The organism is Bradyrhizobium sp. SZCCHNS2022, from assembly GCF_032377575.1.
GTDB lineage: Bacteria > Pseudomonadota > Alphaproteobacteria > Rhizobiales > Xanthobacteraceae > Bradyrhizobium > Bradyrhizobium aeschynomenes.
In genome coordinates, this window is the sequence record NZ_JAUHHZ010000001.1 from 2,854,849 (window position 1) to 2,875,080 (window position 20,232).

A 20,232-nucleotide genomic window follows, 5' to 3' on the forward strand; every position below is an offset into this window, starting at 1 on the left:
GGCCGTAGCGGCGTTCAGTTCGGAGCGGACGGCTTGTCGGATCCGGAGGCTTTCCACGGTACCGGCGTGACCGCGCTGCCCGGGCCGAACTTCTGGAAGCCGTCGACCACGATCCGCCAGCCCGGCTTGAGGCCGTCCTCGATCAGCATCCCGCCATTGAGCGCGCGCCCGAGCCGCACCGGCTGCAGATTGGCGCGGCCCTCATTGTTGACCACATAGACGGCGCTGCCGCCGGCCGTCGTCCGCTGCACCGCCTGGCTGGGCACGACGATGCCCGCGGCATCGATCGCCTCCTCGATCTGAACGCGGACATACATGCCCGGGAGCAGCTCGCCCTCCGGATTGGGAAACTCGCCGCGCAGGGTGACCTTCGCGGTGCCCGGATCGACGCTGACGTCGGAGAACAGCAGCCGACCTGGATGCTTGTACATCGAGCCGTCATCGAACAGCAGGCGGACCCGCGCCGCCTCGCGCGACACGCTCTTGAGGCGGCCTTCAGCGAGATCGCGCCGCAGCTGGTTCAACTCGTCCACGGACTGGGTGAAGTCGGCATAGACCGGATCGAGCTGCTGGATCGTCGCCAGATGCGTCGTCTCGTTGGGATTGACCAACGCGCCTTCGGTCACCAGCGCGCGGCCGATGCGGCCCGAGATCGGCGCCCGCACCGTCGCCCAGTCGAGATTGAGCTGTGCCTGGGCGAGAGCCGCCTTCTGAGCGGCCACGTCGGCCTGCGCCTGACGCTCCGAGGCCACCGCAAGCTCGTACTGCGCCTGGGTGGTCGCCTCGCCCTTCAAGAGGTTCTTCAGGCGATCCTCCTGGCGGTCCGCCTGATAGAGCACAGCCTCGGCCTTGGCGAGCGCTGCGCGCGCCTTCTCCAACTCGACCTCGAACGGGGCCGGATCGATCCGGTAGAGCACCGCCCCGGCTTCGACCATGGCGCCCTGCTGAAAGCTGCGCTCGATCACGATTCCGCTGACGCGCGGGCGCACCTCCGCGATCCGCATCGAGGTGATCCGCCCCGGCAGGTCCTTCGTCAACGTGACCGGCGCGGATACGAGGTTGACCACACCGACCTCGGGAGCACCGGACACATGCGGCGCAGCCGCGCCGCCCTGATCGCTGCACGCCGCAAGCGTGATGACGGAGACGGCGCAGATCGTCGCGCCGGCGGAACGGATCAACTGCTCTTTCAACATGAAGCCCATCTAATAACGTCGCCGGCGCGCGTCATTTCCCGACGGCCGTCAGACCACTCCGATCGCGTGGGCCTGCCGTCCAGGTCGTCGCTCACAAACTTGGCGCGCCGTATACCACGATCGCGAGCCGACGAATTTTCGTGCGGCGCTTACATAGGTGAGTTGATAGCTCACAGCCACCTACTTTCCTCAACAAAACGGCGACTGCGACAACAACGCAGGGATGCTTCGCCGCGACCGATGCGGCTACGCCTGCGCGCTTTGTCGCGTGCTTCGTTTTGACGCTGTCGATCCGAACAACACATAGTCCCTCAACGTGAAACGACCACCGGTGGAATACGGATCAATACTGCACGACATTATTTCGCAGGCCGGCGCCGGTCATTGTCTTGGAAACGAGCGCGACCAGCAGTCGGCCGGGTTGTCCCCGGGATTCGATGGTCTCGAATACCGTCACGATTGGAGCGAGCCGCTAACGATTGATTTACGATGCGAGGCGCGACGAAGCTCATCAGTCCATCACGACCGGCGTGGCCCATTGCTGACCGCCCTTCTTGTGCCACGCAACTCTCGTGCTCGTGAGCGAATTGAAGAGGCTTGGACTCGTTCTGCAACAAGCGCCGATGGCCTTGCTGGCGCCTCGTGACGACACGGCGGACTCGTCCGCTGCTCGTGCTGCGTCTCCGGCGAAGCCCCGCGCGTTGCAGCAGCGCAATGGATGTCAGGATCTCGTCGAAGCCCGGCCGACCTCTCGCGACGCACCAATCGCCTGCTCGATGCGTTGTCCACCGCTGTCCGCTGGCGCTGCCGGTGCGCTCGTTTGACAGCCTCGCGCCCACTCGTTCTACTTGGCTCCAATGCCGCGCAACAAGCAGCGAGCCGGGAGGATCATCATGAAGCGACACGTGGAAGCGGCGCGTATGGTCTCGACCGCGTGTGAGTCCGTCGGTTTCAGTCGCGCAACGCGCCGTGCCGGCCGGCGCTCCCTTCGCGCCGTCGCCGCTGCTGCCGTCGCAAGCCTTGCGATTGTCGGCGTCGCGCTCACGGGCAACGCGCAGGCGCAGGGCATCTGGAAGGACGTGCCGGCCCGGGTCGAGATGTATCCTATTCCTTCGCTCACCTTGTCCGACCGGCAATTCCTGTCCGGCGACGACGGCGGCAAGCCGGTCACCGTGGTCGGCGAATTGCGGGTCGCGCAGGGCAGCGGCAGGCTGCCGGTGGTCGTCTTGATGCATGGCTCGGGCGGCGTTGGCGCGAACATCGCGGCCTGGAGCCGCACCTTCAACGCGATGGGGATTTCGACCTTCGCGATCGACGGCTTCACCGGGCGCGGCATCACCACCACCAGCACCAACCAGGCCCAGCTCGGCCGGCTCAACCTGATCATGGACATCTACCGCTCGCTCGACGTGCTGGCGAAGCATCCGCGCGTCGATCCGGAGCGGATCGTGCTGATGGGTTTTTCGCGCGGCGGACAGGCGGCGCTCTATGCCAGCCTCGAGCGCTTCCACAAGCGCTGGAATCATTCGGGGGTGCAGTTCGCGGCCTACATTCCGTTCTATCCGGACTGCGCAACGACCTATCTCGGCGATACCGACGTTGCGGCGCGCCCGATCCGCATCTTCCATGGCGGACCGGACGACTACAATCCGGTGCGAACGTGCAAGGCCTATGTCGAACGGCTGAAGGCCGCCGGGCGTGACGTCGAGCTGACCGAATATCCGGACTCGCCGCACGGCTTCGATCTCGGCCTGCTCGGCGCCAATATGCTTGCCGTCGCGACCAAGGCGCAGACCGTGCGCAACTGCCACATCAAGGAAGGCGACGGCGGTGTGCTGATGAACGCCGACACGCAGCAACCGTTCACCTATCAGGATGCCTGTGTCGAGCTGGACCCGCATGTCGGCGGCAATCCGGCCACCGCCGAGGCCGCGCGGCAGGCGGTGACGGATTTTCTCCGGGCGCTGCTCAAGTTGTCGTGAGCAAAAATAGAACGATTTGGATCAATTATTGAGGTGACAGATCGAACGGATCGGGTGTTGTTGCGTTGTCGCTCGCTTTTCGACGATGAAACGGAGCCCGATGATGCGCGCCTCTCGCCTTGCAATCCCGACTTTGCTCACCGCCCTCGCACTGGGCGGCGCAGCCCATGGCGCACCCGCCTCGCCGTTCCGGGCGCTGGAGGGCTCCTGGACCGGCGGCGGCGTGATCAACCTGTCCGACGGCAACCAGGAGCGGCTGCGCTGCCGGGCGGCCTACGACGTCGGCGGCGCCGGGGAGCAGTTGCGCCTCAACATCCGCTGCGCCAGCGACAGCTACAACATCGATCTCTCCAGCGACGTCGCCTATCGCGGCGGCGAGATTTCCGGCCAATGGAGCGAGGCGAGCCACAACGCGTCGGGCACCATCGAGGGCCGCGCCGTCGGCAACCGCATCGAGGCCCAGGCGCGCGGCCAGACCTTCTCGGCCGGCCTTGCGCTGACGACCAGCGGCAAGCGGCAGACGGTGTCGATCCGCCCGGCGGGCACGGACATCCGAGGTGTCGACCTGGAGCTCGCGCGCAGATAAGCGCGCCCGTGGCCTCAACGTTCAAAGCGCGCCGATGTCCTTCAGGCACGCCTGGGCCACCGTCATGCGCGCTTCGACGTGACGTGGCTCGGGGCAATCCATGTTGAGTGCGAACACGGTCGGCTGGTCACCCTTGTCGACCCAGCCGACCATCCAGCCGAGCGCGCCCTGCTCCCTGCCGAGCAATCCCGACTTGTAGTGGATGACGGCGTCGCCGACCTTGGTGACGGGAATGATGTCGCGCGTCAGATCCTGACTGCGCTTGGCCACCGGCAATGCGCCGCGCCGCAGGCGATCGATGAAATCGACCTGCTCGACGGGATCGATCCGCAGCGCGCCCGTCAGCCAGAACTGATCGATGCCGCCGCCGATGTCATGATTGCCGTAGTCGAGCTCCTCGAGATATTTCTGCATCCGCTCGGGCCCGATGCGCCGCGCGATCTCCTGATAGACCGGCACGGCCGACACCGCGATCGCGCTGCGCAGCGTATGGTCCTTGTTCCAGGCCTCGATCGATCTGGTGATGCCGTCCCATTTGAACACGTCCTTGTCGGGGTCGGCGACGACGCCGGTCTCCAGCGCGATCAGCGAATTGGCGATCTTGAACGTCGAGGCCGGCAGCCTCGCCTCGCCGGAGCGCTCGGTGTCGCTGGCGATGATGAGATACTCCTCCACCTTGTAGGCGAGGAACGTGCCCTTGGTGGCGGCCTCGGTGAAGCGCTCGGCGAGCGCGCCGCGGATCTCGTTGCGCGGCGGCGCGACATGCGCGAAGGCGCGCGCGGGCAGCAGGCTGGCGCCGGCCAGCAGGCCAAGCGCATGGCGGCGGCTCATGATGGGCATCGCGTCATCTCTCCGTCGAATTCCACCCCTGCCTATCACAGGGCGACGACCATCGAGGCATGACGGAGATCACAATGCGGCGCGCTCAGCGCATCGGCCGCGACAGATTGAGTACGAACACCAGCACCTCGGCGACGGCCTTGTAGAGCTCCTCGGGAATCTCGTCGCCGAGCTCGACATTGGAGAGCGCGCCGGCCAGCACCTCGTTCTCCTCGATCGGGATGTCGTGCGCCTTGGCAACCTCGATGATCTTGGCGCCGATCGTGCCCTTGCCCTTGGCGACCACGCGCGGCGCGCCCTGGCCCTTGTCGTAATGCAGCGCGACGGCGAGCTGGGTCTTGCTGGCGGCCTTCACGTCGATGCTCATAGCGCGCGATCCAGGAAATGGCCGGCCTTGGGCGGCATCACCGCCGGCGGCGCGCCGTCCTGCACCACGAGATCGCCCGGCGACAGCTCGGCGCGGCTGAGCGCCTGGCCGAGATCGGACAGGCCAGCACGCAGCCGCGCGGCGGTGACCGGGCGCTCGGCCCACATCCGCACGGAGGTCCGCTCGGCGCTGAACGAGATCAGTGCATGCACGGGACCCGCCGGCTCGACGTCGAGCGAGAAGCGCGCGCGCCAGACGCGCTTGGCGGCATCGGGCGCCTGCGTGCCGCCGTCGCGCGAGATCTCGAACTGTGCCATCGCCGTGCCCTGAGGCGTGGCGAAGGGGATCTCGAAATTCCAGCGCGGCGACGAGGAATCGGTGCGCGCGGTCGAGGCATCCGGGCGATCCGGCAGCGAGGCGACCTGCAGCAGCGTCTGCCGCGACAGCGCCTGATCGGTCTCGTCGAGCAGCCGGTGCGCAATTGCCGGCAGCGGCATGTCGGACCCGAGCGTCGGCGTCGCCACGTGCTGCGGCACCGGCGCACCGCCACGGAATGGCGGCGGCGGCGTGTTGGTGCGGGCGACGACGTCGCCGCGGCCATTGGTGTTGCGTCCGGGAACGAGGCCGGCGGCACGCGGGATCTGCTGCTGCGCCTCCTGCAGCACGGCCAGCACCGCGCCGGGGGTCAGCGACTGCGCCTTGGCCCCCGTCAGGGACTCGATCAGCGCCGAACCGGTGAGGCCGGCGGACGCGACATCGGCCCGGCCCATGCCGGTGGCCCAGGGCTGCGGGGGCAGCTCGATGTCGATATCCGGCACCAGCGAGGGCGCCGCATTCTGTTGCTGCGCGGCGGCGGCACGGCCGGCCTCCGACAGCACCGAGGCGTAGGAGGCACCGGGCGACGGCGTCGTCGATCCGGTGGCGCCGGGATCGACGGTCTGCAGCACCGACGCCAGCGTCTGGCGCAGCACGATCAGCGCCGCCTTCAGGTCGGGCCCGCCGGCACCGGCGCTGCCATTGGCGAGCGAGGATTCCAGGAACAGGCCGGAATTGCGCACCGCGCCCTGCACGTCCTCCGCCGTCAGCGCCGGCGACAGCTGCGTCTGCTGCGCCAGCACCTGGGCAACGGCCGCGCGCAACGCCGGCGGAAGATTTGGCGAGTCGGCCACGGCCTGGAGATCGGCGAACAACGGCCCCTGGCTGCCCTGGCGTGTGGCCGCCTCCTCGCTGGCGATCGACACCGCGAGCCGCTCGAGCCCGGTCAGCGGATCGGGAGGCGGTGCCAAGGCCGGCGCGAGGCGGCCGGTGACGTCGACCACGGTGGCGGCCGGCGTCGGCGTGCCGCCCGTGCCCGAAGCGGCGCCCTGCCCGACGATCGCGAGCTGCAGGCCATGCGCGGTCTGCGACACCGCGACCTGCACGGACTGGCCGGCCTGCAGTGGCAGCTCGCTGGCGAGCTCCATCGACAGGTTTCCGATCGCGACCTGGACCAGATTCTCGGCGAGCACCTGCTGCACCCTGGCGCTGAGCAGCGCACCGGCCTGCAGCGTGGTCGCTCCCGCCACCGTGGTTCCGGACGGCGCGTTTCCGACGCCGCGGACGGCGCTCACGGAAGGCGGCGGGGTGACACTCTGGACCATGCGCGTACTCGGGTTACGCGCACAGCCTAGCCCCTCGCCCTAAACCCGGCGTTAACCGGCCTCAGTGCGACGCGGCGAGCTCCCGGAGGATGCGAACCGCAGCCTGATAGTCGATCTGCTTGGCGGCGCGGCGGCTCATCGCCTCCTCGTCGGCCCCCCATTGCGCCACGTTCCAGTCCTCGTCGACATGAGCAGCCGCCCAGACCTGGTCGGCATCGCGCACGCCGTGCACCAGCGCCAGCGCCAGCAGCGCCGAACCGGTCAATGTGGTGACCACATGGGCGGCGGCCACGGCCCAGGGGCCCGTCGGCAGCGCGCTCCGCGCCGCCTGCACCGCCGCATCCGGCTGGCTGACATGCATGATCCCCTCGGACAGGATGAAACGCGCGCCGAGATTGTCGCGCGCCCAATCCAGCACCGGGTCCCAATGCTCGGCCTCGCGGGCCACCAGCGCCTCCGGGTTTGCCGCACGATAGAACAGCAGGTCGGACTGGAGGTATTTGGCGATGTCCTCGCGCACGTCCTCGACGCGATCCACCACCGACTGCACCACGCTGTTGGCGAACCGCGTCAGCGGCATCTGGGTGGGATCGATGCTGTCGCCTTGGGCCAGCCATTCCGCGGCGATGGCTTCCGCGAGCTCCTTCGCAGGGATGACGACGAGCCGGCCCGACGGCGTGCGGATCGGCCGGCCATCGAGCGTCACATGGAAGCCGCCGTCGGCCGCGGCGGTCCCGGCCTCCTTGTAGAAACGCTTGCGCAGCGGCGCGCGCATCGCCTGGCGCGCCGATTCCTGCGGATCGAGCGGCGACCGGCCGGCGACGTCGTCGAACAGTTCACGCATGGAAATTCCGGCCCTCTGATAGGGAAGGATCACACAGGATCCGTGGTTTGCGCGCTAGATAAGCCCTGTCCGCCCGAAATGCGAGCTGCCGATGCGTGCCCCGCTCTTCATCCTGATCCTGCTCGGCAGCGCCGTCCCGGCCGCCGCCGGCTTCGGCACGCCGGAATCGCTGGTGCGCAACGTCTATGCGCACTACGGCCAGGGCGCGCCGGAGCTCTCCGCCGGGCTGCCGCGGACGCCCGAGGCCGCGCGGCAGTTCTTCGACCCGAGCCTCGCCAGGGCCTGGACGGCGCCGCGGCGCGAGCCCTACGACTTCCTGGTGCAGAGCCCGCGCTGGAAGCTCGGCCCGGTCGCGATTGCGATCTTGCGCAGGCAGTTCGACAAGACCTATGTCGCCGCGAGCTTCGACAACCAGGGCCGCCGCGTGACGATGAACTTCATCGTGGTCAAGGGGCCGGACGGCTGGGTCATCCTCGACGTCGAGACCCCGCACGATTCGCTACGGGAGTTTTTGCAGCAGTTCCGGAATTGAGGTCCCGGCGGAGTCGAGTCTCCCTCCCTTTAGACAGAGGGCCTAAGCTCGGAGGATGACCATGACCGTGGCAGAGATCATTCGTCGCGCCATCGCGCTGAGTGAGCCAGATGGCGAGATCACATTTGACGAGCTGAACGACCTGTGCGGTCCGGAGAGGCCGCCTGAGGACGTCGAAGATGTATTCTTGGCACTTCATGACGCGGGTATTCAGCTCGTCGAACGGAGGAGCTGAGCTCCCGCTCACTCCTCCGGCGCGTTCTCGATCGGGTCGAAGCGGTCGTGCTCGAGGCCGAGCAGGTTCCAGGATTGCAGCATGTGCGGCGGCAGCGGCGCGGTGGCGTCGATGAACCCGCCGCGCGGATGCGGAATGACGATGCGGCGCGCCAGCAGATGCAGCCGGTTCTGCAGGCCGCCGGGCAGCGACCAGTTCTCGATGTTGAAATATTTGGGATCGCCGACGATGGGATGGCCGATATGGGCCATGTGCGCACGCAGCTGGTGGGTGCGCCCGGTCACCGGCTTCAGCGACACCCAGGCGAGCTTGTTGGCGGAGGCCTCGACCACGGCGTAATAGGTCACGGCGTGGCTGGCGCCTTCGTCGCCATGGGCGGCGACGCGCATGATGGTGTCGTCCTCGCCCTCGTCCTTGGCGAGATAGGTCGAGATGCGGCCCTGCTTCGGCTTCGGAACACCCGCGACCAGCGCCCAGTAGATCTTGCGCGCCGAGCGGCTGCGGAAGGCGCCGGTCAGATGCGTGGCGGCGAAGCGCGTCTTGGCGATCAGCAGACAGCCGGAGGTCTCGCGGTCGATGCGGTGTACGAGCCGCGGCTTCTGGCCCTTGGCGTCGCGCATCACCTCCAGCATCTGGTCGATGTGCCGCGTCATGCCGGAACCGCCCTGCACCGCGAGCCCGACCGGCTTGTTGAGGACGAGCACGTCGTCATCCTCATACAGCGTCATCGCCTTCAGGCTATCGAGGGTCTTCTGCTCGGCCTCCGACAACACGCCCGAGACCTTCGGCGCATCGAGCTTGAGCGGCGGAATACGGACGGTCTGACCTTCCTCCAGGCGGTCCTTGGAGTCGGCACGCTTGCCGTTGACCCGCAGCTCGCCTTTGCGGACGATGCGCTGGATGTGGGAGAACGACAGGCCGGGAAAGCGCGCCTCGAGGAAACGGTCGACGCGCATGTTGTTCTCGTCGGCGGTGACGACGACGGTCTGGACCTTGGTGGGCAGCACTGCCGTTTCCGGCTCGGGCTTCTTCGGCGGCGGCGCAGCCACTGGTTTGCGCTCGGACCGCTCGGAGCCGAAGCGCGCGGGCTTGGCCGCAGCGGCGCGCTTGCCGCGCGGCTCGAACGTCTCGCGCCGATCCTCGCGCTCGCCGCGGGGTGCGCGGACGCGGTCACCCTTGCCTCGCCCAAACTCGCTGCGCGGCGCGTCACGCTCGCCGGCAAAGCTCTCGCGCCGCGGACGATCGCCATCCGTCCGCTTGCCCGGTTCGCGCTTTGGCGCCCCGCGCTTGGCCGGCGCACCTGCGCTGCGCGCGGCTTCGGCCTTCGGCCGCTCATCTTTGCGGCGATCGGTCGGGCGGTCGGATCGGGTCTGGGTTCGCTTGATGCGGCGGCTCATGGGTGCTGCCTATCGCAAAAGCCCCTGCCAGTCACGGCGAAATCACGGTAAATCGGCCCGGCAAGGCCTCCCCTTGCGCGAATCGGACACGATCGGAGCTGACCCGATGATGCTGACGAGACTGGCCCTGACGATCCTGACGGCCGCGCTGACGCTCGGCGCCGCGCAGGCGCAGCAGAGCCCGATGCCGGACGACATCGCCTGGAAGCTGATCGAGATCGGCCGCGCCATCGACCCGCCGAAGACAGCTGCGATCTACGCGCCGCTGCAGGCGCGGGAACCCTATGTGGGCGTGAAGGTTCAGCGCGACGTCCGCTACGGCACCGCCGAGCGCAACCTGCTCGACGTCTTCACGCCGGAGACCGCGACGGCTGCGCCGCGCCCGATCCTGATCTTCGTGCATGGCGGCGCCTTCATCGGCGGCAACAAGCGCACCACGCCCGACAGCCCGTTCTACGACAACATCATGCTGTGGGCCGTGAAGAACGGCTTCGTCGGCGTCAACATCACCTATCGGCTCGCGCCGAAATTCCCCTGGCCCGCCGGCGTCGAGGATGTCGCAAGCGCGGTGCAGTGGGTCGCGGCCCACGCCGCCGAGAACGGCGGCGATCCCGCACGGATCTTCCTGATGGGCCATTCCGCGGGCGCCGTGCACGTCGCGACCTATGTCGCGCATCCCGAATTCCACAAAGTCGGCGGCGGCGGCCTTGCGGGGGCCATCATGGCCTCCGGGGTCTACGACCTCACGGCGACGCCGCTCGGCGACCAGGAGATGGCCTATTTCGGCACCGACCCCTCCCGCTTCAAGGAGCGGTCGTCGCTGCAGGGCCTGCAGGCCTCGTCATTACCGCTGATGATCGCCTCCGCCGAGCTCGACCCGCCGCGCTTCATCGAGCAGTTCGACCTGTTGAAGCAGGCCGCCTGCAAGCGCTCCTCCGGCTGCGCGCGGAGCGTGATGCTGCCGCAGCATAGTCATATGTCTGAGGTGTATTCGATCAACACGGAGGATGACCGGCTGACACGTGAGATCGCGGAGTTCGTGCAGACAGGGAAGTAGTTCGCGCTCTCTCCTCCGTCATTCCGGGGCGCGCGCCAGCGCGAGCCCGGAATCCATAACCACGAGCGCCGATGATGACGCGAAATGCCCATGGCATGGAGCCTTCGACCAACGACTGCGTGTGGTCATGGATTCCGGGCTCAGTCACGCGCCCCTTCGGACGCGCGACTGCCCCGGAATGACGGCGTAGCGGAGCGTACTCCCTCTCACCGCTGTCATTGCGAGCGCAGCGAAGCAATCCAGGGTGGTGGGCGGGACTCTGGATTGCTTCGCTACGCTCGCAATGACGTGGCGAGGGCATGATGCGACATAAGCAGCGGAGTATGCTGCGACAGCGAGACCGGCATCAGTGCTCCTACCCGCCCCGCTCCTTCCTCAGCTTCGCCCAGTAATCCAGCCGCTTCCGGATCTCACGCTCGAAGCCGCGTTCGGGGGGATCGTAGAACTGCTGGCGGCCGAGCGCTTCTGGGAAGTAATCCTGCCCGGAAAAAGCGTCGGGCGTGTCGTGGTCGTACTGATAGCCCGTGCCATAGCCCTCGCTCTGCATCAGCTTGGTGGGTGCATTGAGGATATGCTTCGGCGGCAGCAATGAGCCACCCTCCTTCGCCACGCGCTTGGCGGCGCCGAAGGCCTTGTAGGCGGCGTTGGATTTCGGTGCAGTCGCGACGTAGATCACGGCCTGCGCGATCGCGAGCTCGCCTTCGGGCGAGCCGAGGAAGTCGTAGGCGTCCTTGGCGGCGTTGGCGATCACCAGCGCCTGGGGATCGGCCAGCCCGATGTCCTCCACCGCCATGCGCACGATGCGGCGGGCGAGAAACAGCGGGTCCTCGCCGGCGTCGAGCATGCGGGCGAAGTAGTACAGCGCGGCATCCGGATCGGAGCCGCGCACTGATTTGTGCATGGCCGAGATCAGGTTGTAGTGGCCGTCGGCCGACTTGTCGTAGATCGGCGCGCGGCGCTGCAGGATCTCCTGCAACTGTACCGCATTGAAGATCTCGCCCTTGCGCGCGGAGCGCCACACTTCCTCGGCGAGCGTCAGCGAGGCCCTGCCGTCGCCGTCGGCCATGCGGATCAGGACATTGCGCGCGTCCTCGTCGAGCGGCAGCTTGCGGCCTTCGACCGCCTCGGCGTGGCTATAGAGCTTCTCGATCGCGGCGGCGTCGAGCGAATGAAACACCAGCACGCGCGAGCGCGACAGCAGAGCGGCGTTGAGCTCGAATGACGGATTCTCCGTGGTGGCGCCCACCAGGACGACGGTGCCGTCCTCCATCACCGGCAGGAAGGAGTCCTGCTGCGCCCGGTTGAAGCGATGCACCTCGTCGACGAACAGCAGCGTGCCCTGCCCGGTCTCGCGTCGCGCGCGCGCGGCGTCGAACACCTTCTTCAGATCGGCGACGCCGGAGAACACCGCCGAGATCTGCTCGAAATGCAGCTCGGTGGCGTCGGCCAGCAGCCGCGCGACCGTCGTCTTGCCGGTGCCCGGCGGGCCCCAGAAGATCAAGGAGCCGAGCGTCCGCGTCTCCAGCATGCGGGTCAGCGCGCCGTCGGGGCCGAGGATGTGATCCTGTCCGACCACATCCGACAGCTGGTGCGGGCGCAGCCGCTCCGGCAGCGGCCGCGGCGCGTCGTGCTCCATCCCCGCGGCAGCGAAGAGGCTCGGCCCTCCCTGCTGGGGACGCTTCGGGCTCATCCGCCGAGCGTGACGTTGATCTGCTGGCCGCCGCGCAGCACGGTGATCCGCCAGAGGCGGGCCTGCTCGCGCGAGGCCTTGTCGAGATCGGTGGTCTTGGCGATCTTCTGGTTGTTGACGGCCATGATCACGTCGCCCTTCTGGAAGCCGACATTGGCCGCCGTGGTGCCGTCGCCCGGTTCGAGAATGACGACGCCTTCGGTGTCGGCATCGAGATGCAGCTCGTCGGCGACGGCCGGCGAGATGTTGGCGACCTTGGCACCCTGGAACGGCGAGCGGCCGTTGATGACCATCTCGTTGCGTCCGGTGTCCGGCGCCGTCTCCAGCGCGACCGCGACCTTCACCGGCTTGCCGCCGCGCTGCACCTCGATGTGCGCGGTCCCGCCGAGCGGACGGGTGGCGAAGCGATAGTCGAAGGCGTTGGGATCGTCCACGGTCTGGCCATCGATCGACACGATCAGATCCGACGACTTGATGCCGGCTTTCGCCGCCGGGCTGTTCGCCACCACCGAGGCGACCAGCGCGCCGGTCGGCGAACGCAGGCCGAGGCTCTCGGCAATCTCCGGCGTCACTGCCTGCAGCCGCGCGCCGAGCCAAGGGCGCTTCACCGCCTTGCCGCCGCTCTTGGCCGAGGCCACGACGACACGCACCATGTTGGCGGGGATCGCGAAGCCAATGCCTTGCGAGCCGCCGGACTTCGAATAGATCGCCGTGTTGATGCCGGCGAGCCGCCCGGTCATGTCGACCAGCGCGCCGCCGGAATTACCGGGATTGATCGCCGCGTCGGTCTGAATGAAGAACTGATAGTCGGTGATGCCAACCTGGGTGCGCGCAAGCGCCGACACGATGCCGTGCGTCACGGTCTGGCCGACGCCGAAGGGATTGCCGATGGCCAGCACGACGTCGCCGACCAGGAGGTCATCTGAATTGGCGAGCTCGAGGGTCGGAAACTGCTCCTTGGTCCCCTTCAGCTTGAGCACCGCGAGATCGGTGCGGCTGTCCTTCAGCACGATCTCCGCCTCGAACTCGCGCTTGTCGGACAGCGACACCTTCACCTCGTCGGCCCCCTCGATGACATGCACGTTGGTGACGACGAGACCGGATGCATCGATCATCACGCCGGAGCCGAGCGAGCGCTGCATCTGCTCCTGTGGTCCGCCTTGCAGGCCGAAGAAGCGGCGGAAGATCGGATCGTCGAGGAAGGGATTGCGGTTCTGCACCACCTTGGCGGCGTAGACGTTGACCACCGCGGGCTGCACGCGCTGTACGATCGGCGCATAGGACAGTCGCAGCTCGGCCGCGGATTGCGGCACGCGCCGGTCCTGCGCCGCGAGCGGTGTGGCGGCCAGCAGCGACAGCAGCAGGGCTACGGTGGAGCGAATCAACGTCATGCGACAAATCCTGGAAAAATGAGGCCCTGGATATAGGCGGAACGGCCGTGATGGCCAAGCTCAGGCGGTCTGATGCGGCGTTTTGATGGTCTCGGCAACGGGGGCACAGGACAGCCGTTCCTGGTGCCGCTCGCCCCACGTCCTGAGCACCTCGATAACCGGCCGCAGGCTCTCGCCGATCTCGGAGAGGCTGTACTCCACGCGCGGCGGCACCTCGGCGTAGACCTTGCGGACCACGAGCCCGTCCTCCTCCAGCGCGCGCAACTGCTTGGTCAGCATGCGCTGCGTCACGCTCGGCATCAGCCGGCGCAGCTCGCCGAAGCGCTGGCTGCCGCCCTGCAGGTGGTAGAGGATCACCCCCTTCCACTTGCCGTCGATCAGATCGAGCGTGGCTTCGACCGCGCAGCCAGGGCGGCGGGCGAAATTCTTCCGTTTCATCGCGTTTTGGCCCAATAGTATCCAAACGGGGACTAGTTCCCTGTTTTTACAGTACTTGCCGAAACGACGCCAGCAGGACAAGTAAATCCCATGGAGAAGCCAGCCAGGAGATTGTGATGAAGGCCGTCGGTTACCAGCAGTCGCTCGCCATCATCGAGGAGCGCGCGCTGTTCGATTTCGAAACCGCCAAGCCCGAGCCGAAAGGGCGCGACATCTGCGTCGCGGTGAAGGCGATCTCGGTCAATCCCGTCGACACCAAAGTGCGCAAGCGTGCCGCGCCGCCGGCCGGCGAGACCAAGATCCTCGGCTATGACGCCGCCGGCGTGGTCGAGGCGGTCGGCCCCGAGGTGACGCTGTTCAAGGCCGGCGACGAGGTCTTCTACGCCGGCTCGATCCTGCGCCAGGGCACCAATGCCGAATTCCATCTCGTCGACGAGCGCATCGTCGGCCGCAAGCCCAAGAGCCTGTCGTTTGCCGAAGCCGCCGCCCTGCCCCTGACCTCGATCACCGCCTGGGAGCTGCTGTTCGACCGGCTCGGCGCTATCCCTGGCAAGAGCCTCGACGATCGCACTCTGCTGATCACCGGCGCGGCCGGCGGCGTTGGCTCGATCCTGATCCAGCTCGCGCGCCGTCTCACCGGCCTGACCGTGCTCGCGACCGCGACGCGGCCGGAATCGCGCGACTGGTGCCTGGCGCTCGGCGCCCACGCCGTCGTCGACCACGCCATACCGATGAAGGAACAGATCGACGCGCTCAAGCTGCCGCCTGTCGCGCTCGTCGCGAGCCTCACCTACAGCGACCAGCACTACAAGGCGATCGCCGAGTTCATGGCGCCGCAAGGCAAGTTCGGCCTGATCGACGATCCCGCCGAGTTTTCGATCGCCGCCTTCAAGGGCAAGGCGATCTCGATCCACTGGGAATCGATGTTCACGCGGTCGTCGTTCACGACGCCTGACATGATCGCCCAGCACAACCTGCTGAACGACGTGTCAGATCTGATCGACAAGGGCGTCATCCGCACCACCCTCGGCGACAACTACGGCACGATCAATGCGGCGAACCTCAAGCGCGCGCATGCGCTGATCGAGAGCAACACCTCACGCGGCAAGATCGTGCTGGAGGGGTGGGGCTAGCTCACCAACGTGGCAACCTCGGAGGTGGGCAAAGCAGTCACCGCAAGGCGGCAGCGTGCCCACCTCCCTCAGCGCGTTCCGCTGCGCAATGGTGGACACGGCGCGACTAACCAACAAACGAGATCTCTCCGTCATTGCGAGCGAAGCGAAGCAATCCAGGGTCATCGCGGGACTCTGGATCGCTTCGTCGCTACGCTCTTCGCAATGACGGCCGCGAGAGCGCGTGTCGCCAGATGAGGACTCGCCGACCACCCCCGATCTGCTCTATCAACACTCGACAAGTCCGCCCCTCGCATCTGGACAAGCGTCCGTGAGCAGCCTCGAACAATGCGCGCAGCGATGCGCTGACGACATTCATCCGCGACGGAGATCGACATCATGACCCACCATGGCGGATGCTTCTGCGGTGCAGTGCGCTTCGCTTGCACGGGCGAGCCGATCAACGTCCGCATCTGCCATTGCCGCAACTGCCAGAAGGCGATGGGCTCGCCCTATTTCGCCCGCGCGCTGTTCTCCCATGAGGCGCTGACGATCCACGGCGAGACCGCGCGCTTCCCCTCGTCCGACGCGCTCGACCGGATGTTCTGCCCGCGCTGCGGCACGCGGCTGTTCTCCTGGCGCAACACCCGCCCCGTCGTCGGCGTGGCGCTGGCCTGCTTCGACGATCCCAATGCGTTCAGGCCGACCGAGCACATCTGGACGTCGGCCAGGATCGGCTGGGTGAGCCTGGACGACGGCCTGCCGCAATTTCCGGAAAATCCCGCGTAGCATCGCGGAACCATCGTGCCTATGTAAGGCGTCAACGCGTCCGGAACCTCGCTCCTTGAACATCTCGCTCTACGGCATCTCGATCTGGATCCTGCCGGTCATCGTCGCCATCACCTTTCACGAGGCCGCCCATGCCTTCGTCGCCTGGCGGTTCGGCGACGACACCGCCAAGCAACTCGGTCGCGTCAGCTTCAACCCGCTCAAGCACATCGATCCGTTCGGCACGATTCTGCTGCCGGGGATGCTGCTGCTGTCGGGCTCGCCGTTCCTGTTCGGCTATGCCAAGCCGGTCCCGGTCAACTTCCGCAACCTGCAGCCACTACGGGCCGGCATGATCATGGTCGCCCTGGCGGGGCCGGCGACCAACATCGTGCTGGCGCTGGCTGCCGGGCTGGCATTCCACGTCCTGCCACTGGTGCCGGCCGAGGGGGCGCGATGGGTTGCCCACAATCTGCTCAATGCCTTCTCGTTCAACATCCTGCTCGCGGTGTTCAACATGCTCCCGATACCGCCGCTCGATGGCGGCCGGGTGGCGGTCGGGCTGCTGCCATCCGTGCTGGCCCGGCCCTTTGCCCGGCTCGAGCCCTACGGCATGCTGATTCTGATCGGATTTTTGATCCTGCTGCCGCTCGCGGGTTCCCAGTTCGGTCTTAATCTTGATTTTGTGTCGGGGCTGCTCCGCGCCATGACCGATTCTCTCAAGCAACTGCTTCTGTTATTGACGGGTAACGCATAGGTCTCCGTATCAGGGACGGTAAACGAGCTCCGAGGCACTCTTGGTCAAAGCCGCTGACATGATGATCGCGCGCCGCGCCGATACGCGCGCCCGCGCCGATTTCGCGACCTGGAAGATGATCGCCAAGCTGAACGGCGCCTCCGGCCTGCCGCCGGCCGCGCAGGAGTTCCTGGCGAGCTACAAGACCCGGCTGGGCGAGATGTCCGAGCACGAGGCGACCGAGGCCACCATCCGCGAGATGTACAAGGCCTACTACGCCGAGATGGGCGGCGGCGGCGCGCCGCCGGAGGTCAAGCAGGCCGCGGCCGAGCCGGTGAGCGACAACGTCACCGCCTTCCGCAAGCTGCCGCCGAAGCCGAAAGCGGCGCAGTCCGGCCCCGCCGCGCAGCGCAAGCTGCCGGTGGCCCTGATCTTCGTCACGCTCTGCGTCGCCTATGTCGGGATCAGGCTGTACTGGCAGTGAGCCGTACGGCCAGGAGGACCAGGCCCTCGGGCCGCGGCGTCAGGTCTTGGTCGCCGGGAATTTCACGACGATGTTGAAGGGTATCTCGTCGTCCGAGATCTGCGCCGGCGGCTTGGGGAACGGATCCGAGCGTCGCACCATCGCCACCGCTTCGTGATCGTAATCCGGGTCGCCGGATGACTGGATCACGTCGACGGAGACCACGTTGCCCCGGCGGTTGAGCTTGAAGGAGATCCGGACGCTTCCGCCCTGGGTCTTGCCGGCGGGATATTTCTGATTCTTCTTCACGATCAGGCTGAGCTTGCGCTGCCAGTTGGCCGTCTGCGGGTCCCTGTCCTTGCCGGTGCCGCTGGGATCGGGCGCCTTGACGCGATCGGCTTCGGGGACCTTGGCATCGAGCGTCTTGCGCGAGCTGTCCACGGCCGCCTCCCGCGCCTCCGACGCGTTGGTCTCGACGGCGGCGACCTTTTCCTCTTCCGTGGGCTTCTTGGCCTCGGTGGGCGACACCTGCTGGTCGGCCTCCTCGGTGGTGGTGGGAATGCCCTTCTGCAGATCCGTCTGCTCGGTCTCCGCCTTCTGCTCCGGGGTGGCGGCCGAGGCCGTATCGGCGACGGAATCCACGCCCATCGGCAAGTCCGAATCCTCGACCTTCGGAGCGGCGATCTCGGCGTCGATGACGTCGGCGGCAGTGCCGAGGCCGCCATCGTCGTCGTCACCATGCGCCGTGGTCAAGGCCACGGCCACGCCGCCGATGTGGAGCGCGACGGCCACCAGCGCCGCCGCGAACCAGGCGACGCGGGAGGTCGAGTGCGAGGTGAGGAGATCGCTCATCTCAGACGGACCGATCAGGGTTGCGGGGCCGGAGCGGCAACCGCTCCCCCGGCAGCCCCGGCCGGCCGCTCCAGCGCCACCAGCTTGAACTTGAAGTGCGCATCGCGGAGCAGCTCCAGAACGTCCATGACCTCGCCATAGGGAGCCCCGCGGTCGCCACGCAGGAAGACCGTCCGATCGGTCTGGTCGGCCATCACCCTGTTCAGCTCGGCGACCAGATCAGCCCGCTTGACCGGGTTCTCGCCGATCGCCAGCGACAGGTCGGGCTTGACCGACACATAGGTCGGCTTCTCCGGCTTCTTCTGTGGCGTCGCGCTCGACGACGGCAGGTCGATCGGCAGGTCGACCGTCGACAACGGCGCGGCCACCATGAAGATGATGAGCAGCACCAGGATGACGTCGATGAACGGCGTCACGTTGATGTCGTGGGTCTCGTCGAAATCGTCGTCGAGATCACCTTCGGAGAGCGAGACGGCCATCGCCTGCTACTCCGCCGCGCGCGCGTGCAGGCCGATCTGGCTGCGATCGAGATCGCGCGACAACAGCCGCCCAGTGGCGCCGGAGGCGCGGTTGACCAGCTCGAGATAGCCCTTCGTGACGCGTGAGAAGTGATTGTAGATGATGACCGCAGGGATCGCGGCGGCCAGGCCGATCGCAGTCGCCAGCAGCGCCTCGGCGATGCCCGGCGCGACCACCGCGAGATTGGTGGTCTGCGATTTGGAGATACCGATGAAGCTGTTCATGATGCCCCAGACGGTGCCGAACAGCCCGACGAAGGGCGAGATGGCACCGACGGTGGCAAGCAGGCCCATGCCGACGCGCACGCGCCGCGCCTCGGCGCGGACGATCTCGGTGAAGCTCGACGCCGCGCGCTCCTTGATGCCCTCGTCGCTGCCGAGCCCGGCCGAGAGCCGCGCCTCCGCGATGGCCGCCTGGAGCAGCACCGTCGCGACGTTCTTGCCATTGCCGAGCGCCAGATGCGCCTCGGCGAGCGACTTCGCACCGCCGAGCTTGCGCAGCGCTGCGACCAAGCGGCGGCGCAGCACCGAGAATTCGATGCTCTTGGCAATCAGGATCGTCCAGCTCGCGACCGAGGCCAGCGCCAGCGCGATCATGACCGATTTGACGATCATGTCGGCCTTGAGGAACATGCCGAGCGGCGACAGCTCGTCGAGCCCGGTGGTCAACGACTTTCCACCGCGTGCGGCGCTCTCGGCGCTGGTCGCGGCCGCCTGTCCCGGGGCCAGCTGTCCCGCCGCCGGAGGCTGAGCCGACAGGTCCGTCGAGATCGCAGGAGCAGCCGGCGCCTGTGGCACGACCTGCTGCGCGCCCGCAGGCGCCACGGCCGAAACGGTCAGAAATGACAGGACGATTGCAAACCTTGCGAGGAACGATGTCATCATATCTCGGCCCACTAAACCTCGGCCCATTGCCGGATCAGATTGTGATAGATGCCGGTCAGCTTGACCGCATCGGGATCGTCCCTCCCGAGGCGTTCCGCCAAGCTCTGGATCGCCGTGTCCAGATCGAAGATCATGCTCCGGACATGGGCATCCCGTATCATGCTCTGCATCCAGAAAAAAGAGGCGACCCGGGCGCCGCGGGTCACCGGCGTGACCATGTGAAGGCTCGATGACGGATACAGCACCGCATGCCCTGCGGGCAACTTGACTTCGTGCGAGCCGTAGGTGTCCTCGATCACAAGCTCGCCACCGTCATACGTGTCCGGCTCGGCCAGGAACAGCGTCATCGACAGGTCGGTGCGGATGCGAAGCCCAGTCAGCGCATCGCCGCGCACGGCATTGTCGACATGAATGCCGAAATGATCGCCGCGCGCAGCGGTGTAGCGGTTGAACAAAGGCGGAAAGATCTGCAGCGGGATCGCCGCCGACAGGAAGCGCGGATTCTTCGTCAACGCCGTGATGATGCGTTGGCCGAGCACCCGCGCCGCCTCACCCTCCGGTGGCAACTGCTCGTTGCGCTTGACCATGGCCGACTGCGCCCCGGCCGTCGAGCGGCCGTCCTCCCACTCCGCCGCATCCATGATGCGGCGGAAGTCGGCGACCTCGTCTTTGGACAGAACGTCCGGGATGCAGATCAGCATGA

At 67.1% G+C, this 20,232-nt stretch carries 22 protein-coding genes; 9 read left to right on the plus strand and 13 right to left on the minus strand.

Annotated features, from left to right (window positions below; translation table 11 throughout):
- Positions 1-14: 14 nt before the first annotated feature.
- Positions 15-1,196, minus strand: a complete 1,182-nt coding sequence (locus QXZ94_RS12675) for an efflux RND transporter periplasmic adaptor subunit (protein ID WP_315720686.1) — start codon at positions 1,194-1,196, stop codon at positions 15-17.
- 893 nt (positions 1,197-2,089) lie between these two features.
- Here QXZ94_RS12675 and QXZ94_RS12680 point away from each other — a divergent pair.
- Together QXZ94_RS12680 and QXZ94_RS12685 are read left to right on the plus strand one after the other, a co-directional pair.
- Positions 2,090-3,178, plus strand: coding sequence for a dienelactone hydrolase family protein (locus QXZ94_RS12680; RefSeq protein ID WP_315720687.1), 1,089 nt, complete (start codon positions 2,090-2,092; stop codon positions 3,176-3,178).
- Between the two features lie 100 nt (positions 3,179-3,278).
- Positions 3,279-3,764, plus strand: coding sequence for a hypothetical protein (locus QXZ94_RS12685; RefSeq protein ID WP_172115566.1), 486 nt, complete (start codon positions 3,279-3,281; stop codon positions 3,762-3,764).
- A gap of 21 nt (positions 3,765-3,785) precedes the next feature.
- On the opposite strand, the gene blaOXA is transcribed toward QXZ94_RS12685, so the two are convergent.
- The 4 genes from blaOXA to QXZ94_RS12705 all read right to left on the minus strand — a co-directional run bounded on the left by blaOXA (position 3,786) and on the right by QXZ94_RS12705 (position 7,455).
- Positions 3,786-4,604: an OXA-1091 family oxacillin-hydrolyzing class D beta-lactamase gene (blaOXA, locus tag QXZ94_RS12690; RefSeq protein WP_315720688.1), complete on the minus strand. Its 819-nt coding sequence runs from the start codon at positions 4,602-4,604 to the stop codon at positions 3,786-3,788.
- Between the two features lie 85 nt (positions 4,605-4,689).
- Positions 4,690-4,971 carry an EscU/YscU/HrcU family type III secretion system export apparatus switch protein gene (locus QXZ94_RS12695; protein WP_172115570.1) on the minus strand — a complete coding sequence of 94 codons (282 nt, stop codon included), beginning with the start codon at positions 4,969-4,971 and terminating at the stop codon, positions 4,690-4,692.
- Complete coding sequence (locus QXZ94_RS12700) at positions 4,968-6,611, minus strand: flagellar hook-length control protein FliK (RefSeq protein WP_315720689.1); 1,644 nt, start codon at positions 6,609-6,611, stop codon at positions 4,968-4,970. The genes QXZ94_RS12695 and QXZ94_RS12700 overlap by 4 nt, the downstream gene beginning before the upstream one ends.
- Before the next feature lie 61 nt (positions 6,612-6,672).
- A complete protein-coding gene (locus tag QXZ94_RS12705; RefSeq protein ID WP_315720690.1) occupies positions 6,673-7,455 on the minus strand; it encodes an ATP12 family chaperone protein in 783 nt (260 codons plus the stop codon).
- Between the two features lie 91 nt (positions 7,456-7,546).
- Here QXZ94_RS12705 and QXZ94_RS12710 point away from each other — a divergent pair, with 91 nt between their 5' ends.
- Complete coding sequence (locus tag QXZ94_RS12710; protein ID WP_315720691.1) at positions 7,547-7,987, plus strand: hypothetical protein; 441 nt, start codon at positions 7,547-7,549, stop codon at positions 7,985-7,987.
- 61 nt (positions 7,988-8,048) lie between these two features.
- The gene (locus QXZ94_RS12715) at positions 8,049-8,222 is read left to right on the plus strand and encodes an RNA polymerase sigma factor region1.1 domain-containing protein (protein WP_315720692.1); all 174 of its coding nucleotides are present in this window, start codon (positions 8,049-8,051) and stop codon (positions 8,220-8,222) included.
- A gap of 8 nt (positions 8,223-8,230) precedes the next feature.
- On the opposite strand, the gene QXZ94_RS12720 is transcribed toward QXZ94_RS12715, so the two are convergent.
- Complete coding sequence (locus tag QXZ94_RS12720; protein WP_315720693.1) at positions 8,231-9,619, minus strand: RluA family pseudouridine synthase; 1,389 nt, start codon at positions 9,617-9,619, stop codon at positions 8,231-8,233.
- A 106-nt stretch (positions 9,620-9,725) separates the two neighbouring features.
- Between QXZ94_RS12720 and QXZ94_RS12725 the strand changes: the two genes are divergently transcribed.
- Positions 9,726-10,676 (plus strand): alpha/beta hydrolase, encoded by a 951-nt coding sequence (locus tag QXZ94_RS12725; protein WP_315720694.1) that lies wholly within the window; start codon positions 9,726-9,728, stop codon positions 10,674-10,676.
- Between the two features lie 355 nt (positions 10,677-11,031).
- On the opposite strand, the gene QXZ94_RS12730 is transcribed toward QXZ94_RS12725, so the two are convergent.
- From QXZ94_RS12730 to QXZ94_RS12740, 3 genes are read right to left on the minus strand one after another with little or no spacing between them, the layout of a single operon-like run.
- Positions 11,032-12,366 (minus strand): replication-associated recombination protein A, encoded by a 1,335-nt coding sequence (locus tag QXZ94_RS12730; RefSeq protein WP_315720695.1) that lies wholly within the window; start codon positions 12,364-12,366, stop codon positions 11,032-11,034.
- Positions 12,363-13,757, minus strand: coding sequence for a DegQ family serine endoprotease (locus QXZ94_RS12735; RefSeq protein ID WP_315720696.1), 1,395 nt, complete (start codon positions 13,755-13,757; stop codon positions 12,363-12,365). The genes QXZ94_RS12730 and QXZ94_RS12735 overlap by 4 nt, the downstream gene beginning before the upstream one ends.
- Positions 13,758-13,817: 60 nt before the next feature.
- Positions 13,818-14,195 (minus strand): helix-turn-helix domain-containing protein, encoded by a 378-nt coding sequence (locus QXZ94_RS12740; protein ID WP_315720697.1) that lies wholly within the window; start codon positions 14,193-14,195, stop codon positions 13,818-13,820.
- A gap of 116 nt (positions 14,196-14,311) precedes the next feature.
- Between QXZ94_RS12740 and QXZ94_RS12745 the strand changes: the two genes are divergently transcribed.
- The 4 genes from QXZ94_RS12745 to QXZ94_RS12760 all read left to right on the plus strand — a co-directional run bounded on the left by QXZ94_RS12745 (position 14,312) and on the right by QXZ94_RS12760 (position 17,295).
- A complete protein-coding gene (locus QXZ94_RS12745; protein WP_315720698.1) occupies positions 14,312-15,328 on the plus strand; it encodes a zinc-binding alcohol dehydrogenase family protein in 1,017 nt (338 codons plus the stop codon).
- 378 nt (positions 15,329-15,706) lie between these two features.
- Positions 15,707-16,096, plus strand: coding sequence for a GFA family protein (locus QXZ94_RS12750; RefSeq protein WP_315720699.1), 390 nt, complete (start codon positions 15,707-15,709; stop codon positions 16,094-16,096).
- Between the two features lie 55 nt (positions 16,097-16,151).
- On the plus strand, positions 16,152-16,832 hold the full coding sequence (locus tag QXZ94_RS12755; protein WP_315720700.1) for a site-2 protease family protein: 681 nt from the start codon (positions 16,152-16,154) through the stop codon (positions 16,830-16,832).
- Between the two features lie 58 nt (positions 16,833-16,890).
- Entirely contained in the window at positions 16,891-17,295 is a 405-nt protein-coding gene (locus tag QXZ94_RS12760) for a hypothetical protein (protein ID WP_315726225.1), read from the plus strand.
- 39 nt (positions 17,296-17,334) lie between these two features.
- Here the strand turns inward: QXZ94_RS12760 and QXZ94_RS12765 are convergent, their stop codons facing one another.
- From QXZ94_RS12765 to QXZ94_RS12780, 4 genes are read right to left on the minus strand one after another with little or no spacing between them, the layout of a single operon-like run.
- Positions 17,335-18,126, minus strand: coding sequence for a TonB family protein (locus QXZ94_RS12765; protein WP_315720701.1), 792 nt, complete (start codon positions 18,124-18,126; stop codon positions 17,335-17,337).
- 14 nt (positions 18,127-18,140) lie between these two features.
- Positions 18,141-18,605, minus strand: coding sequence for a biopolymer transporter ExbD (locus QXZ94_RS12770; protein ID WP_172113479.1), 465 nt, complete (start codon positions 18,603-18,605; stop codon positions 18,141-18,143).
- A 6-nt stretch (positions 18,606-18,611) separates the two neighbouring features.
- Positions 18,612-19,529 carry a tonB-system energizer ExbB gene (exbB, locus tag QXZ94_RS12775; protein WP_315720702.1) on the minus strand — a complete coding sequence of 306 codons (918 nt, stop codon included), beginning with the start codon at positions 19,527-19,529 and terminating at the stop codon, positions 18,612-18,614.
- An 11-nt stretch (positions 19,530-19,540) separates the two neighbouring features.
- Complete coding sequence (locus tag QXZ94_RS12780) at positions 19,541-20,230, minus strand: Fe2+-dependent dioxygenase (RefSeq protein ID WP_172113477.1); 690 nt, start codon at positions 20,228-20,230, stop codon at positions 19,541-19,543.
- Between the last annotated feature and the right edge of the window lie 2 nt (positions 20,231-20,232).

Excerpts from the sequence above, each read along its gene's own strand:
- QXZ94_RS12675 (WP_315720686.1), bottom strand. The coding sequence starts at position 1,196 with ATGTTGAAAGAGCAGTTGATCCGTTCCGCCGGCGCGACGATCTGCGCC.
- QXZ94_RS12680 (WP_315720687.1), top strand. The coding sequence starts at position 2,090 with ATGAAGCGACACGTGGAAGCGGCGCGTATGGTCTCGACCGCGTGTGAG.
- QXZ94_RS12685 (WP_172115566.1), top strand. The coding sequence starts at position 3,279 with ATGATGCGCGCCTCTCGCCTTGCAATCCCGACTTTGCTCACCGCCCTC.
- blaOXA (WP_315720688.1), bottom strand. The coding sequence starts at position 4,604 with ATGCCCATCATGAGCCGCCGCCATGCGCTTGGCCTGCTGGCCGGCGCC.
- QXZ94_RS12695 (WP_172115570.1), bottom strand. The coding sequence starts at position 4,971 with ATGAGCATCGACGTGAAGGCCGCCAGCAAGACCCAGCTCGCCGTCGCG.
- QXZ94_RS12700 (WP_315720689.1), bottom strand. The coding sequence starts at position 6,611 with ATGGTCCAGAGTGTCACCCCGCCGCCTTCCGTGAGCGCCGTCCGCGGC.
- QXZ94_RS12705 (WP_315720690.1), bottom strand. The coding sequence starts at position 7,455 with ATGCGTGAACTGTTCGACGACGTCGCCGGCCGGTCGCCGCTCGATCCG.
- QXZ94_RS12710 (WP_315720691.1), top strand. The coding sequence starts at position 7,547 with ATGCGTGCCCCGCTCTTCATCCTGATCCTGCTCGGCAGCGCCGTCCCG.
- QXZ94_RS12715 (WP_315720692.1), top strand. The coding sequence starts at position 8,049 with ATGACCGTGGCAGAGATCATTCGTCGCGCCATCGCGCTGAGTGAGCCA.
- QXZ94_RS12720 (WP_315720693.1), bottom strand. The coding sequence starts at position 9,619 with ATGAGCCGCCGCATCAAGCGAACCCAGACCCGATCCGACCGCCCGACC.
- QXZ94_RS12725 (WP_315720694.1), top strand. The coding sequence starts at position 9,726 with ATGATGCTGACGAGACTGGCCCTGACGATCCTGACGGCCGCGCTGACG.
- QXZ94_RS12730 (WP_315720695.1), bottom strand. The coding sequence starts at position 12,366 with ATGAGCCCGAAGCGTCCCCAGCAGGGAGGGCCGAGCCTCTTCGCTGCC.
- QXZ94_RS12735 (WP_315720696.1), bottom strand. The coding sequence starts at position 13,757 with ATGACGTTGATTCGCTCCACCGTAGCCCTGCTGCTGTCGCTGCTGGCC.
- QXZ94_RS12740 (WP_315720697.1), bottom strand. The coding sequence starts at position 14,195 with ATGAAACGGAAGAATTTCGCCCGCCGCCCTGGCTGCGCGGTCGAAGCC.
- QXZ94_RS12745 (WP_315720698.1), top strand. The coding sequence starts at position 14,312 with ATGAAGGCCGTCGGTTACCAGCAGTCGCTCGCCATCATCGAGGAGCGC.
- QXZ94_RS12750 (WP_315720699.1), top strand. The coding sequence starts at position 15,707 with ATGACCCACCATGGCGGATGCTTCTGCGGTGCAGTGCGCTTCGCTTGC.
- QXZ94_RS12760 (WP_315726225.1), top strand. The coding sequence starts at position 16,891 with ATGATGATCGCGCGCCGCGCCGATACGCGCGCCCGCGCCGATTTCGCG.
- QXZ94_RS12765 (WP_315720701.1), bottom strand. The coding sequence starts at position 18,126 with ATGAGCGATCTCCTCACCTCGCACTCGACCTCCCGCGTCGCCTGGTTC.
- QXZ94_RS12770 (WP_172113479.1), bottom strand. The coding sequence starts at position 18,605 with ATGGCCGTCTCGCTCTCCGAAGGTGATCTCGACGACGATTTCGACGAG.
- exbB (WP_315720702.1), bottom strand. The coding sequence starts at position 19,529 with ATGATGACATCGTTCCTCGCAAGGTTTGCAATCGTCCTGTCATTTCTG.
- QXZ94_RS12780 (WP_172113477.1), bottom strand. The coding sequence starts at position 20,230 with ATGCTGATCTGCATCCCGGACGTTCTGTCCAAAGACGAGGTCGCCGAC.